Origin of the sequence: Kistimonas asteriae, assembly GCF_018263925.1 — a bacterium.
Taxonomy (GTDB): domain Bacteria; phylum Pseudomonadota; class Gammaproteobacteria; order Pseudomonadales; family Endozoicomonadaceae; genus Kistimonas; species Kistimonas asteriae.
In genome coordinates this window covers 261,211-276,449 of record NZ_JAEVHF010000005.1, presented here as the reverse complement: position 1 = coordinate 276,449, position 15,239 = coordinate 261,211, and the positions used below count along the sequence as shown (strand labels likewise).

Annotated in this window: 10 protein-coding genes; 6 read left to right on the top strand and 4 right to left on the bottom strand. The window is 53.3% G+C overall.

Annotated features, from left to right (window positions below; genetic code table 11):
- Window positions 1-450: 450 nt before the first annotated feature.
- The 6 genes from KHS78_RS08285 to brnQ all read left to right on the top strand — a co-directional run bounded on the left by KHS78_RS08285 (window position 451) and on the right by brnQ (window position 7,967).
- A complete protein-coding gene (locus tag KHS78_RS08285) occupies window positions 451-1,698 on the top strand; it encodes a hydrolase (RefSeq protein WP_211827149.1) in 1,248 nt (415 codons plus the stop codon).
- Window positions 1,699-1,703: 5 nt separating this feature from the next.
- A complete protein-coding gene (locus KHS78_RS08280; protein ID WP_211827147.1) occupies window positions 1,704-2,765 on the top strand; it encodes an arginine N-succinyltransferase in 1,062 nt (353 codons plus the stop codon).
- Window positions 2,758-3,570: a DUF1338 domain-containing protein gene (locus KHS78_RS08275; RefSeq protein ID WP_211827145.1), complete on the top strand. Its 813-nt coding sequence runs from the start codon at window positions 2,758-2,760 to the stop codon at window positions 3,568-3,570. Before KHS78_RS08280 ends, KHS78_RS08275 begins: the two co-directional genes overlap by 8 nt.
- 243 nt (window positions 3,571-3,813) lie before the next feature.
- Window positions 3,814-4,845, top strand: coding sequence for an arginine N-succinyltransferase (gene astA / locus KHS78_RS08270; RefSeq protein ID WP_211827143.1), 1,032 nt, complete (start codon window positions 3,814-3,816; stop codon window positions 4,843-4,845).
- A 26-nt stretch (window positions 4,846-4,871) separates the two neighbouring features.
- Complete coding sequence (gene astD, locus KHS78_RS08265) at window positions 4,872-6,338, top strand: succinylglutamate-semialdehyde dehydrogenase (RefSeq protein WP_211827141.1); 1,467 nt, start codon at window positions 4,872-4,874, stop codon at window positions 6,336-6,338.
- Between the two features lie 318 nt (window positions 6,339-6,656).
- Entirely contained in the window at window positions 6,657-7,967 is a 1,311-nt protein-coding gene (gene brnQ / locus KHS78_RS08260; RefSeq protein WP_211827139.1) for a branched-chain amino acid transport system II carrier protein, read from the top strand.
- Between the two features lie 6 nt (window positions 7,968-7,973).
- On the opposite strand, the gene KHS78_RS22460 is transcribed toward brnQ, so the two are convergent.
- The 4 genes from KHS78_RS22460 to KHS78_RS08240 are packed head-to-tail and all read right to left on the bottom strand — an operon-like array spanning window position 7,974 to window position 15,229.
- A complete protein-coding gene (locus KHS78_RS22460; protein WP_281417015.1) occupies window positions 7,974-8,357 on the bottom strand; it encodes a type IV pilin protein in 384 nt (127 codons plus the stop codon).
- A complete protein-coding gene (locus tag KHS78_RS08250) occupies window positions 8,354-14,365 on the bottom strand; it encodes a hypothetical protein (protein WP_211827136.1) in 6,012 nt (2,003 codons plus the stop codon). The genes KHS78_RS22460 and KHS78_RS08250 overlap by 4 nt, the downstream gene beginning before the upstream one ends.
- Window positions 14,362-14,724, bottom strand: coding sequence for a hypothetical protein (locus tag KHS78_RS08245; RefSeq protein WP_211827134.1), 363 nt, complete (start codon window positions 14,722-14,724; stop codon window positions 14,362-14,364). The genes KHS78_RS08250 and KHS78_RS08245 overlap by 4 nt, the downstream gene beginning before the upstream one ends.
- Before the next feature lie 19 nt (window positions 14,725-14,743).
- Window positions 14,744-15,229, bottom strand: coding sequence for a pilus assembly PilX family protein (locus tag KHS78_RS08240; protein WP_211827133.1), 486 nt, complete (start codon window positions 15,227-15,229; stop codon window positions 14,744-14,746).
- Window positions 15,230-15,239 lie beyond the last annotated feature (10 nt).

The window sequence follows — 15,239 nt, the reverse complement described above, 5'->3', positions numbered from 1 at the left end:
CAACAAAATATCTCTCTCGTTACCTAGCTTGGAAGCGATATTTAAAGACCCATATCTTCTCAGAAGAAGGCTTTTTAGATCAGATTTCTATTCATTGGGTAAAACAACACTTAATGTGAACAGAGCCGTGGCTTTTGATTTGACAATCAATCTGAAAGGATATTGCTAACAAATTGTGTTAGCTCTGCATGACATATCTGGCGATAAGGCTGTTGCTTACAAGACGTGGTACATTCCGTGCCGTTACGTGAAAATCCCTACCAAATGTCTTCAATGCGAAATTTGCTGTCGCAATAACAACAGAACCCGTAGCTCCCCCCTCCGTAGAATGCAGGTAACAAAGAGAATATCGCGCTGCACGCATCGATCCGGACACAGGCAACACCTGTAATACAAGACCAATCTCCACGGTCCGGTCACAATCATAATCAACAGCCGACAGTGAATTCCATGAGCAGTCAATCGCAGTTTACCCCCTGGCTGGAGTGGCTTGATGGCCAGCAGGAGAGCATGCTGGCGGAAACCATCCGGCTGGCAGAAATCAATTCCGGCACCCTCAATGTAGAGGGCGTCAATCGTGTACGTAATGCACTTGAAGGCCTGACTCAGGCATTGGGGGGAACCCAGGAAATCATTGAGGTCGCGCCCTGGGAACAGGTCAACGACACCGGTGAAGTGATCCACCATGAACTGGGCAAGGCGCTGAAAATCAGCAAACATCCGGATGCGCCTCTGAGGGTGTTTTTCTGCGGCCATATGGATACCGTCTTTGCGGTGGATCATCCGTTCCAGTCCGTACGCTGGCTGGATGACAATACCTTGAATGGCCCCGGTGTTACTGATCTCAAGGGCGGTCTTCTGGTGATGATCCGCGCGCTGGAAACCCTCGAGCGCAGCCCCTGGGCAGGGAAGATTGGTTGGGAAATCCTGTTTAATCCCGATGAAGAAATCGGTTCACCCGGCTCTGCCGCATTGATCCGTGAAGCCGCTTCCCGTTGTGATCTGGGTATGATCTATGAGCCCAGTTTTCCGGATGGCAATTTGGCCGGGCAACGTAAAGGTAGCGGTAATTTTGCGGTGGTCTGTCAGGGGCGTGCCGCCCACGCCGGTCGCGAACACCATCTTGGCCGTAACGCCATTCGTGCCATGAGCGACTTTGTCAGTGCGCTGGATGACCTCAACGGGCAGTGTGAGGGCGTCACCATTAACCCGGGTTATATCCATGGGGGCGGTGCTGTCAACGTGGTGCCTGATACCTGTGTCTTCAGGTTTAATATCCGTATCGAGAAGCCGGAAGATGAAGCCTGGTGTTTCAGCCAGATTGAGCCCATTGTCGCAGCGATCAATGCCCGGGATGGGATCAGTCTGGAATTGCACGGCGGCTTTGGTCGTAAACCCAAGATTCTCACACCGGCCAATGAGCGCCTGCTGGCGCTGGCCCGTGAATGTGGTGCAGAACTGAACATGCACATTGAGTGGTTGCCGACCGGTGGTTGCTGTGACGGTAACAACCTGGCGGCAGCGGGGATCCCGAATATCGACACCCTGGGCGTTCAGGGCGGCAAGATCCACAGTGCCGATGAATACCTGGTGGTTGACAGCCTGGTGCCCCGCGCGAAATTGAGTGCCCTGATGCTGATGAAACTGGCGGCCAGCGATGACATTCTCTGGCTGAAATCCGTCAACCGGCAGGAGTAGCTCCTATGCTGTTGGTGCGTCCCGTAGTCTTTGGCGATCTGCATAACCTGGAACGGCTGGCGGTGATGGCTGGCGGCTCCATGTCGACCCTGCCGGCTAACCGGGATCACCTGGCGGAAATCATTGCCATTACCCGGCGAACCCTCTCGGATACCCGGCAGTTGTCCACGGAGAGCTGCCATTTTGTACTGGAGGATTCGACGACGGGAGAACTTTGCGGTGTGGCCGGCATCAATGCGGCGGTGGGGCTCCGGTATCCGTTCTACAGTTACCGGATAGACGACATAGTTCATGCCTCTGATGAATTGCAGATGCACAGTCGGGTCGAAGCACTGCGGCTGTGTCATGAGTACACAGGGTCAGCAAGCCTCTGCTCACTGTTTCTGGCACCCGAGCACCGTACCCTGGAAAAACTGGAACTGTTGAGCCGTGCACGGTTGTTGTTTATCGCCGTTCACCGGGCCTGGTTTGGTTCCCGGATCATGGTGGAGCTGCAGGGCGTGCGAGATCAACACGGTCAGTCGCCGTTCTGGGAGTGCCTAGGGCGGCACTTTTTCAGTATGGCGCTGGACCGGGCTGTTTATCTGGCAGGCACCAAAGCGCGTAGTTTTATTGCGGACATGATGCCGAAGTATCCGGTTTACATGCCTCTACTCAACGAGGACGCCCGCGGCGCCATTGGCTGTGTTCATCCAGATCGGCGTGATGTCCTGCGGCTGCTGGAAGATGAAGGCTTCGAGTTTGCCGATCATGTGGATATCTTCGATGCCGGTCCACAGCTGGAGGCGAGACTGGGTCAGCTGCGGACACTGCGTGAAGCCGACATGGCCGAAGCGGATATTGCGGACACCCATGGCACTGAAGTCACGCACCTGGTCTGTAATGCCGGTCTGTTGGACTTTCGTTGCCTGCAGGCGACAGCTGACGCCGGCAAGGTATCGCTGAGTGCCGGGCAGGCGGATGCCTTGCGGGTATCTGCCGGTGATCCGGTGTTGCAGGTGGCGGCCGATAACAATAAGCAATGTGCAGGCACCCTCAAAAGAACAGGAGACCATTGTCATGACTGAGCGCAGGATTGATTCGTTACTCAACGCCATGTGGGAGGATTACCTGACCCTGAATCCGGATGCCCGCAGAATTCATGACCTGTTTGCGGGTTTGAATAATGGTGTGGTCATCAATGACCATATTGCCTTGCGCACTTTCAACAATGACAAGGTTTGCCTCGACAAGATTGCGCGTCCCTTCCTGGAGGCCGGTTACCAACCGAAAGGCGACTACCGGTTCGACACCAAAAAACTGGTTGCCAAGCATTTTGAGCATGAAGACCCTGAGTTGCCGAAAGTCTTTATCAGTGAACTGCTGGTAGAAGAATTGTCGGATGAGGCTCAGGCGATTATTAACAGCCTGGTCGATCAGGTGGATGCCCGGGATCTGGACAAGGATATTTTCTGTTATTCCGGCCGGCATTGGGACATTCCCTTTGCGATCTACAGTCAGCTGTTGGGGGAAAGTGAATACGCCGCCTGGATGTCTGCTTTTGGTTACCGGGCTAACCACTTCACCGTGTCGGTGAACCACCTGCAGTCACACGACAGCATGGAGGCATTGAACCAGCTGCTGCTGGATGAAGGCTTTTCCCTGAATGACAGTGGTGGTCTGATCAAAGGCTCACCGGATGTGTTCCTGGAGCAGTCATCGACCATGGCGAATCGTATTGCTGTCGACTTCAGTGATCGTACAGTGGAAATTCCCAGCTGTTTTTATGAGTTTGCCCTGCGCTATCCCTTGCCGGACGGAACCCTCTACCAGGGGTTTGTAGCGGCATCGGCAGACAAGATTTTTGAAAGTACTAACGTCACCGGACGTTAACCAGGCGCCAGGCCCCTTTCTCCGGGGCCGTTGATCCAGTCAGGAATGTTTCGTTTTTTCAGGTTGCGACCGGCAACCGATGTGTAAACCGCATTATTGTGTGAACCGCGTTTTTACCGTGACACCAGAACACTGAACAGCTTGTGCCGTATATCTTTGATGGTGGTATTAGCGGAACGATAACGACAGATAGAGGAACCGGCGAGGTTCCCGGATAACAATGTCAGGAGTGAGGTAATCTCTATGATGGTAATTCGGCCAATCAAGGCAAGTGACTGGGATGCCCTCTGGGATATGGCTCACAAGACAGGGGTTGGGTTTACCTCATTGCAGCCGGACGAAGAGCGTGTGCTGGCAAAACTGCAGTGGGCCTTGGAGAGCTTTGATTCACCCGTGGCGCTGGAGGAGGCGCTCTACCTGTTTGTCCTGGAAGATACGACCAACGGCAAGGTGGCAGGTATCTGCGCCATTGAATCGGCCGTGGGCCTGAGTGACCCCTGGTATAACTACCGGGTCAATACCCAGGTGCATGCCTCCCGCGAACTGGGTGTGTATAACAAGGTGGAAACGCTGACGCTGTGTAATGACCATACCGGTTATTCAGAACTGTGTACCTTGTTCCTGTTACCTGAATACCGGCATAGCCGTAATGGACATCTGTTGTCGAAGTCCCGGTTCTTGTTCATGGCGGAGTTCCCGCGGCGGTTCTCCGAAGGGGTGATTGCCGAGATGCGGGGTTACAGCGACGAGAACGGTGTCTCGCCTTTCTGGGAAGCGCTGGGCCGCCATTTCTTCTCGGTGGATTTTGCCGATGCGGACCAGGCGACAGCACGTAGCAAAGTCTTTGTCGCCGAGCTGATGCCACGCCATCCCATCTATCTCAACCTGTTGCCGGAAGAAGCGCAGCAGGTCGTGGCCCTGACCCATGATGCGACCACGCCAGCGCGAAAGTTGCTGGAAAGTGAAGGCATGCGCTTTAGCGGCTGTGTGGCGATTTTCGATGCTGGTCCACTTATGGAATCACGTATTCAGGATATCCGCCTGGTGCGTGAGAGCCGTTATTTCAAAGTGCATATCGATGATGAGCGGGAGCCGCACGGCGAACCCTGGCTGCTGGCCAACACCAAATTTCACGAATACCGCTGCGCCATGAGCAAGGTGGCCTTCTGCGGCAATAACATTGTGTGTGTGACTGCTGAACAGGCGGACGCATTACGGGTCGATGAAGGCGACACCTTACGGGTCGTTCATCTGTTACCTCACCGGGCCGTTTAATTTTTTCAGTTCTTCAGGGAGTCTTTATGACAGCATCTCTCTTTATCAATGGCCGTTGGCTGGACGGCAATGGACAGGCGTTTGCATCACTGGATCCGGCCGAGGGCAGCGCGGTCTGGGAAGGCTATTCGGCAGGTTCTGACCAGGTCGCTGACGCCGTTGCGGCGGCCCGTGCGGCATCGGTTGAATGGGCCGACCTGGGATTCTCTGACCGTGAAGCGATCGTAAAACGGTATGGCGAGCTAGTGGATCGTGATGGCGAAAGTCTGGCGCAGACGATTGCCAATGAAACCGGCAAGCCGATCTGGGAAAGCCGGACGGAAGTGGGTGCCATGAAAGGTAAGATCGGTATTTCCGTGACGGCATATCATGACCGTACCGGTGTCCGGGAAAACGAAGCACCGGGTGCCAAGGCTTTTGTGCGACATAAGCCTCACGGTGTTGTTGCGGTATTCGGACCTTATAACTTCCCGGGTCACCTGCCGAACGGTCATATTGTCCCAGCACTGCTTGCAGGCAATACCGTGGTATTCAAGCCCAGCGAACTGACGCCAGCTGTTGCCGAGAAAATGGTCGCCTTATGGGAAGAAGCGGGTCTGCCTGCCGGTGTGCTCAACCTGGTACAGGGCGAAAAAGAAACCGGTATGGCGCTGGCCCAGCATCCGGAGCTTGATGGTCTCTTCTTTACCGGCAGCTCCCGTACCGGTGAACTGATCCATCAGCAGTTCGGCGGTCATCCCGGCAAGATCCTGGCGCTGGAAATGGGCGGCAACAATCCACTGATTGTGGATGAAGTGGCGGATCAGCGTGCCGCCGTACACGATACCATTCAGTCGGCGTATATCACGGCAGGCCAGCGTTGCACCTGTGCCCGTCGTTTGTATGTGCCGAAAGGCGAAGCGGGTGATCAGTTCGTCGATGCGCTGGTAGCCGCAATTGGCAAGATTCAGGTCGGCCGCCAGCATGATGAACCACAGCCGTTTATGGGCTCGTTGATTTCAGAGCAGGCGGCAGACGGTATTCTCACCGCGCAGGCGAGTCTGGTAGCGCTGGGTGGTCAGGTGTTGACGGAAGTCCGTAAGCTGGAAGAAGGCACGGGGCTGTTATCGCCGGGATTGATTGATGTGACCTCCATCGAAGAGCTGCCGGATGAGGAATATTTCGGACCCCTGCTGCAGCTGATTCGCTATGACAGTTTTGATGAAGCGATCGCACTGGCCAACTGTACCCGCTTCGGACTCTCTGCCGGCCTGTTGAGCGACAATCGTGATAAGTTCGATCGTTTTTACAGCCGCATCCGTGCCGGTATTGTGAACTGGAACAAACAGCTGACAGGCGCCAGCAGTGCTGCGCCCTTCGGTGGGATTGGTGCCAGTGGCAACCATCGAGCCAGTGCCTATTATGCGGCTGATTACTGTTCTTATCCGGTCGCGAGCCTTGAGACAGATCAGGTCTCACTGCCAGCCAATCTGGCGCCTGGGCTAAGCCTGTAAAGCACATCGAGAAGTGACAACATAGAGCCCCCATCATGCGCTGATGGGGGCTTTTTTATGCCTGGAGGTTTGTGCTGGTTTGTCTGGCCGATACCAGGAGAAATGCCGTTATGCATTTACAACTACAGGTTACTTAAACCAGTTTTTTTGCAACTTTTTGCATGATAACGCGTCGAAAAAAGAGAGGAGGGAGGAATTTTTTCAGGAAATACCGCTATAGCTGTCTATATTGCAATAGCTTGAGTTAATCACGATTGACGCTGTTATCTGTAGCCTGATCGCATTAATCCAGCGTATTTCCCCAAACAGGGAGACCCTATGCAGAAGAATGATATTCTCGCCGTGGCATTGATGACGTTCGCGTTTTTCCTGGGCGCCGGTAACCTCGTGTTTCCACCGATGGCCGGTCAGCAGTCCGGGGAAAACCTCTGGTGGGCGCTGATTGGTTTCCTTGCCATTGATGTTGGATTATCCCTTCTCGCGATCATTGCCATTGCCCTTCAGGGCAGTCCCAACGCCCTGACCCGTGATCTGCCGCCCCGTATCGGCATGCTGTTCTGGGTGGCCGTTTATGTGGTCATTGGGCCAGCCTTTGCGGTACCCAGAACGGCAGTGGTGGCCTTTGAGACCGGTATTGCGCCCTGGTTTGGTCAGGTTGAGCCTTGGTACCTGACAGCATTTTCCATCATTTTCTTTTCTATTGTGATCTGGCTTTCGATCTTTCCTGGCAAACTGGTGACCATCGTAGGACGTATTCTTACTCCCTTGCTGGTCGGTTTGTTGATGGCCATTTATCTCTGCATGCTCCTTACTCCCCATGAAGCGCCGGGAATACCGTGGAATGACTATACCTCGCATCCGGTCATCGAGGGCATGATACAGGGATACCTGACCATGGATACCCTCGGGGCACTGGCCTTCGGTATTGTGATTGCGTCATCAGTGAAGGGGCTTGGCGTAAAACGTCGTGAGGATGTGGTGAAATATACCATCATCGCCTCTGTGATTGCCGGCGTGTTTCTTTGTCTGGTGTATTTTGGGCTGTTTTACCTCGGGGCGACCAGCCGGACGATTGCCCCCGGCGCCACCAATGGTGCGCAGATTCTCAGTGCGTATGTCTACCATTTGCTGGGTTCTGGCGGATTACTGGCGCTGACGGCGGTCATTGTCCTGGCGTGCCTGACGACGGCGATTGGCGTGACGACCGCCTGTGGTGACTATTTTCATCATCAATTCCAGCGGGCGTCCTACCAGTTCTGGATTGTACTGCTGGCGTCGTTGTCGGCGCTGGTGGCGAATGTCGGGCTGGAGACACTGATATCACTGTCATTGCCCGTGGTGGTTGCCCTGTATCCGGTATCGATTGCACTGGTGCTGTTCTCCATCGCCCGCAGTTTCATTACGATTCCCCGGACCACAGTGGTGGTTACTGTCGCGGTGATCTTTGTGATCAGCACTTCGGACAGTTTCAGCACCATCGGGCTGCTGCCCGACTGGTTACTGACGACGTTCAGTCGGTTGCCGCTGTTTAGCAGCGGTGTCGGTTGGCTGGTACCTGGAGTCGCCACCTTCCTGGTGGCGTGGGTTATCTGTCAGTTTCTGAGTCAACCCCGGCGACTGGGGAGGTAATCTCGTTTACCAGGATGGGCCGCTGACGCTGTTATAGGTCAGATTGGGTTGTCCGGCCTGTGCACCCTGGGCTGTGGCTGTTAAAAGGACGCATTGGGCCACGGCACTGCCGGGGCAGGCGGCGGCCGCAATCGCGTAAAAGTCCCCCTGGGACTCTGGGTTCGCCACCGCATAGCCGAGTGCCGTCAGGTTGGTGGTATAGGTCTGGTTCTGTGAATAGAAACGTTCCTGCGCCTGCATGACTTCCATCAGCATGGCCTGGCCATCACTCTGTCGTCCCCTGGCGGCCTGTTCTGTATAGGCCGGGTAGGCAATAGTGGCAATGATGCCGACTATCGCTACCACGATCATCAATTCGATCAGGGAAAAACCTGACGACGGTTTTATCATTTATTTTCTCTCCAGTAGGTAGACTCCATCACTTCCAGCTGGCTCAACGGATCCCCATTGATGGGAGTGATATTACCCTGATCCCCACGACGGTTGCCGGTGAAGGGGTTACCTTCGGTTCCGATAGTGAGGTTAACGCCGTTGTTATTGATGGTAATAACCGGCGCGGGTGCGATACCGCCGCGCAGCAGTGCAACGGAGCGGATCGGGTTGCCATCTTCATCCTGATAAACGGCGGTGCCATCCAGCAGGTTCAGTGCATAAGCATTGGCCTGACCCACATCCGGCCCGCAGCTCATCACCGTGCTGTTTGTCGTGGTTTTATAGGTATTAAAAAAGACGGCCCCATTGATGGTGACTGAGTTAGACAACACCTTCTCAGTCGCACCCAGTGAGAGATACCAGCCATCCTTGTTGTTGAAGTAATCCGACGTCAGGGTGTAGGTATCACCGGGTTCCAGCTCCAGGATCAGCTCGTCAAGACGCTGCTGCAGGGCGGCGGTTCGCGTCGCAGCTGTTTGTTCCGCCTCATCAACCAACCAGGCGAACGCTTCTTCGACAGTCAGCACGCCATTGTCATCGGCCGCCAGGGCCGCTGCCAGCTGCTCATTGGTCAGAATATCCGAGGCTTCGAGAATACCGTTGTCACCGGGATCATGTTCCAGCAAAAAGGCGGCTTGCAGGGCAGCAGAGGCATCGGCGGCATCCTTCAGCGCTGCCAGTGCAAGGCGCCCCTGGTCGACACCGTACAAGCTGTCATAGACAGACTGTAAGCTGCTGTTATCCGGATCCAATACCAGTTTATTGCTGATATAGGACAGGGCTTCAGCCAGTGTGAGTTTGCCATCGCCGTCTACATCCCCATGGATAGTGGCCTCATTGAGCAGCGTGCTGCCCATCAGGTCATTCAGAATATAGGCCTGTTGGTTTGCGGCTTCACTGTAGATCCAGGCTAGATCGGGATCATTGCTGCTACCGCCATTCAGGGCATCCAGAAACGCGAGTGCTTCCGCCATCGTCAGGTTGTTGTCTGGATCGGCGGCTTTAAGTTGGTTGAGCTTACTTTCTTCAAGATAAGCCTCAAGGACCGACTCTGGGCTGGTTTCCTCTGCCTGCCAGGTGATGGCCTGTTCAAGCGCCGACTGCTCCGATAGTGTGGCCAGCTTTTGTTGCTGCATGGCATCAATTTCAGTCTTCAGCGTGTTGATGGTACTTTCCAGATCAGCAACGGAATCATTGATGCTCTGGAACTGACCATCTTCATCTGCAGCCAATGCATCAGCTAAAGAGCCAGCGTTCGCTGTATTTAGATCCAGTACGCTGGTTTGCCATTCAGCCTGTTTCTGTTGGAGTGCAGTTTCTTTGGCACTGCTGTCCAGACCGGCTGACTTCAGGTCAGCGATTTCCTGCTCCAGTGTTTTGATCTCACTGGTCAGGTCATTCAGTGCATCGCGTTGGGCAATCTGTCCGGTGGTACTTTCATCCACATCCGGGGTATCCGGATCGTCGGGCGTGCCGTAGTAGGCAGCTTCCAGTGTGGCCAGATCGGCTTCGAGCGCTGATGTATCGTCGCCATTCAGGCGGGCTTCATTGATGGCGGCCTGCTTTTCTGTAATTGCCGTCCAGCTTTGTGCCAGCTCTGCCTGGAAGGCTTGCAGGCGGGCATATTGGGTCAATAGGCCGTCGGGATCATTGAAGGCGCTTTCGTAGTCAGCTTTTTCCTTTAACGCATTATTGTAATCGTTCCATGCATTAGTTTTGGCCGTGAGCTTCTCATTTTGGGTGTTCTGTAAATCAGATAGGTGATGCGATACATCTGCGTATTCTTGAGTTGCTGTAGCATGCACCGTTTCTACGTCATCATAGGAGATGTTTAGATCAACGAGAGTTTGTTGTGCTTGATCATATGATGCTTTATCAGAAGCCAACTGGTTCGTAATAGCTTTGATGTCAGCGTAACTTGGTGTGTATTCGGTTTCCGATAGGTGATAAAGATTGAGCAGATTATCAGTAGTAGTGATGTAGATTGTATATTGAGCACGATTGACCGGAGTATTTTTGTTAAGAAAAGCCTCTAACTCAATATATCCAGAAACTTTTAGATACTCATTATAGAGTTCTTTGCGTTGTTCTAATTCTTGCGCTGTTATATTGGCATTTTTGTGGACGGACCAGTAATAAGCAATTTGTTGATCCACTAGATTACTAAATAGTTCTTGCAGCTTGGTTTCGTACTCACTGTTTGTGGAAGGTTGAAGATAAGGCTCTAGCAGTGCCAGGTCTGCTTCAATTTCCTGGATACTAGGGGCTAGGCGGTCAATCTCTTGTTTTGCTGCAACAGCTGATTGTGCATCCTTCAACTGCTGCTCTTTCTCCATGACTACCGGTTGATAGTCAGTTACGGCTTGCTGTGCATTGTTATAATCCGTGACTGTAGTCTGATAAACGGGGCCAATCACAGTCTCTATTTCTGTAGAGAGTGCATCATAATCCTCAAAGATATCCTGAACAGCGACAACCTGTTCCTGCAGTTGTGCCTGGCTGGCGATATCATCAAACACAGACTGGTTATAGGCGAGCTGTTCTGCCTGTGTATCCAGTGTTTTTTGGAGAGCATCAAGCTGTTCCTGAAGTGCTAGTCGTTGATCCATCAAGGCGGTGACGCCCCAGGCTTCGCGATAGGCATCGAGGACTTCCTGTGCCTTTTTCGATGCGTTGACGAGCGCATCAATATTCTCGTTGGCATAATCTGCCACACTGCCATCCGCCTGGGTGAAACCGCTGCAGTTACGGCCAGTGGTCTCTCCGTGCTGGATGCATTCGAGTTCCCGGTTCAGTTCTGCCCATTCGGCATCGGACAGCGTTGTGCCGGTGATATCCGCCAGATGTGATTCAGTGATCACACTGGTGCCACTGTTGGCGTAGGTGTAGCTGGCGGGTGTCGTCAGTACGTTATAATCCTTGAACACGTAGAAGCGGTCACGGGTATCGGTGTTCAGCGGATGAGCTCGCCAGCCACTGCCGAGGGCGACGGCATAGAAAGGCTCTTCGCCCCGTTCACTGTAAATGCTCACATCCGGTGTGCCGTAGAAACGACGGTTGCTGGCCGCATTACTGCCGCCGAGGCTGGCAATCCGGCCGCCACTGGCATAACTGGCCAGGCAGTCGGTCACGCAGTTTTGTGCGGAGGTGTCTTTGTTGCGATTAAAATCAATCCGGAATACCTGGGCGCGGGTGTCAGCGGCAAACAGGGTGTTGATGACGCCATCACCGTCCACATCCACCGCGACGACATCGCCGGGCATGCCGTTGGTCATGTCGGTAATCTTCAGGCTCAGGCTGTCGTTATAGTTATCCCCATTGGTATCCAGATCATTGCTATTGTCACCATCAATATCATTAAAGCGACTGGTGTAGTGGGATGTATTAGGGCCACCGGCAGACCAGATCAGCTGCCCGGTCTCCGCATCCACTACATAGATGGCGTTCCCGAGATGATCATTGGCCGGCAAGTTGTCATCGTCGTTATCCTGGTTCGGATCATAGCCCGCAGTGAAAATCAGTGCCTGCTTGTTGACCGGTTTGCCATCGGCATCCTTACCGACGGGCACCTTGGCCAGCACGGGCCGTGACCAGCTCTGGCCGAGCTTTTCAAAACCACTGTCTGGCGCAAGCGGGGTTGAAGTGATGGCACTGGCAGCCAGGTCACCGTTGGCATAATTGATCACCCGGTTGCTGGTATCCAGTGATCGCCCGTAACGATCCAGACGGTTCCCCTTTTTGTCCACAGTCAGGCCGCGAATGGCCCACAACAGTTTGGGCTGGTCGATATCTGTCACATCCATGGCATAGTAATTGTGGCCACCGCGACGCATACCGAAGTAAAGGATCACACGGGTTGCTGTCTGCAGATCGGGAATTCCGTTGCTGCCGGCTTCAATCGTACCCGTGCTGCGACGAATGCCGACGGTATCGACCAGATCACCCGCTGCATCTTCCTGATAGGTGTATTGGACCCAGGCATTGATAGGGCCATCAATACCGTAGCGCTTTTCCTCGCTACCCTGCAGGTTCTTGAAATAGTGCTTGATATTGGGCAGCAGTTCGCCGGGCATAAAGGCAAACTTCTCAGCGCCGGTCTGTGTGTTGACGGCGCGGAGGAAGCCCATGTTGTCGCCGTAAAACAGGTAATCCGCCTGGGTGACTTTGACATCCCTAATGGCCAGTCCATTGCTGCCGGTGATGGGATTACCCTCGCTGTCTTTCAGAATATCGCCATCCTGGGTTTCCTGTACCCGGTAGGGAATGACGAGAGGCTGGCTGTGCAGGACATCCGCCATGACCATCTGAGTGGATTTGTCTGCTTCACCACTTTTGCGTACGGTCACTTGCCGACCTTCAGCAAACTCAACCAGCGTCGTTTCGTTGAGTGTGTAGTTGCTGTCGCTGGGTTCTATGCCAATACCGAGCAGGGTGTTATCCACGGTAGCGGTACTGAGTGGACTCAGGGTTTTCTTGTCGTTCAGTGCATTGGCGCGAGGGCCTGGCGGTGTGGCTGTGTAAGTCAGCAGTGTCCTGTTGGCTGGATTGATTTGTTCAGCAACGCCGCCGAGGGCAACATTGCCGCCATCGTCCACCGTTGACCACCAACTGCGGGCGTCTTTTTTGAAGAAGCCGGCGGTCTCACTGGAAGGCTCCATATCTGTGGCAGGCTCGCCAGAGCTGTCCACAATCAAGGTTTCACTGCCGCTGACGGTGTCGCTGTCACAGTCGACTGTGGTGTTATTGCTGTTATGGCAGACTTCCTCAAGCGCGTAACGTTTGAGGTTACCGGTCCAGGCGGCGCCGGTTTCCGGCTTGAACATGGAGTAGTAGAGTTCGTTTTTGTGCGTCAGCTTGTTGTAGGCATTGACGGCGACGCCGGGTGCGGCGAAGTTGGCATCCTGTGAAAGGATATCCTGGATGATTTCCTGCAGGGCGGATACCAAGCCTGAGGTGTTATTGGTGGTGAAGTAATTCTTGGCATCCCCGGTACCACTCAGTGCTGTTTCTCTTAACAGCTCCTGATCTGTGGCAAAACCGACAGTATAGGTTTTGACAAACTGATCTTTGTCGATGGTGCTGCTCTGATCGCTAGTGAAGAGGAATTCGGCCAGTTCATCCAGACAGTCGCCGCTTTTGTCTGACGAACAACTTCTCTTGTTAGTGTTGCTTTGTGCCCATTGCCTTATTTCACGGTTTCTCCCGTAGTCATTCGTCGGCTCACCATCAGTAAGCAGGATAATATTGTTGCTCTGGCAGGAGTGGCTGATAGGGGATTGATACGTTCGGCTATTCAATAAGGCCGCTGAATCGGTTGGTAAGTCACTGCATCTTGCCCTACCAGTAGAGTCAATATAGCAACCTCTTGGGTCATCCCCATAATCGACGCTGTCACCTCTGTAATAGAGTGCCGCTTCGTAGAGTGACTCTGACAGTGGTGTGCCACCTTGAGCATAATAGCTATTCAGGCTGTTTTTAATTGAAGTGTTAGCGTCTTCGATTTTATCAATGGCTACATCAACAAAGCCTCCCTTTGAATCACTATCAAAACGCATCAGTCCAACATTGACGGGTTTTCCTGAGGCGATTAGATCATCCATAAGATTCTTGGTAACTTCTCGAACGACCTCTATTCGCGTTTTGATGTAGCTATATTCATAGGCATACTCTTGGCATCTACCCCAGCGCCAGCGAATACAGGTTTTTCCGGTTTGAACACGTTTACAGGCATTAGAGTTGAACTGATATTCAGCTTTGGTGCAGTAATTACCGTTGACTTTTGCATCCATAGAACCGGATGTGTCAATAATGAACAGGACATTCGGTCGGATCACAGAGCCAGCTACTAGCTTCTGTCCCACATATACCTCAGTATCATCTGCCTGTACGCCCTGCAGAGAAGCTGTCATGTAAATAAAGGCGCCGAAAGCGTAGGCCAGTTTTTTATACATATTCTTAATCATCATGGCTGCTCATCCTGTAACGGCAGACGGATACTCAGCAGTGACTGTGATTTCCGATCAATCGTCAGGTTGGATGTGTAAGCGCGATTAGGTGTTAGCGTCGTGAATGAAATCAGACGGTTGCCCTGATAAAGGTCTATAGAATCATCCACAGCAAAACGTTTTGAAGAACAGTTTTTGCAGGGCAATATCAATAGGCTGCCTTCAGCATCCTTCTCGTCATACCATGAGAGGTAGATTGTCACTTCTTCATAGGTGTCATATGGCGACAGATCGACTGTCTCTGCTACCGCACTGTTTGCAGCCACACCAGTGGCGAGCAGCCAAATGCCCAGTAACCGGTTCAGGTAGTGTTTTATCATTGTTATGCCTCATTCCCGGTCAGGTGCAATCCGGTGCATTCACCACATCAAAGAAGAAATTGCCAGCCATGAACCGGGTCCCCATGGACTGGTTCGAGGTCGCGCCGCTATTCATGGCTGTATTGGCGTTGAGTTCAAACAGGTAATAGGAAAAATCTTTCAGGCTAGCATTTTCTACTGGCCGTTCACCTATGTAGCGCATGGAGGAATTGGGGTTTGCACCAGCAAAGGCGATGGCTGTCGGCATCACTGCATTGCAGGTTGCCCGAGCGCTGTTCATTTCCGGTTCCCGGTTGCCGCTGTTGACTTCATCAACCTGGGTTTCCAGTTCACTGAGGGTCACCTGAAAGGCCTGGCCCTGGAACTGGGCATTGCTGGCCATTCGCTCTTCCAGTGTGGCCATTCGTGCCGCCGTGATACCGGCAATCGTCAGGATGGTCAGAAAGATCAGTGCGCTCAGCATGGCGATGCCAAGCTGGGCGTTGGTGCTAGATGTTTCGCGCATGTTCCGGTCT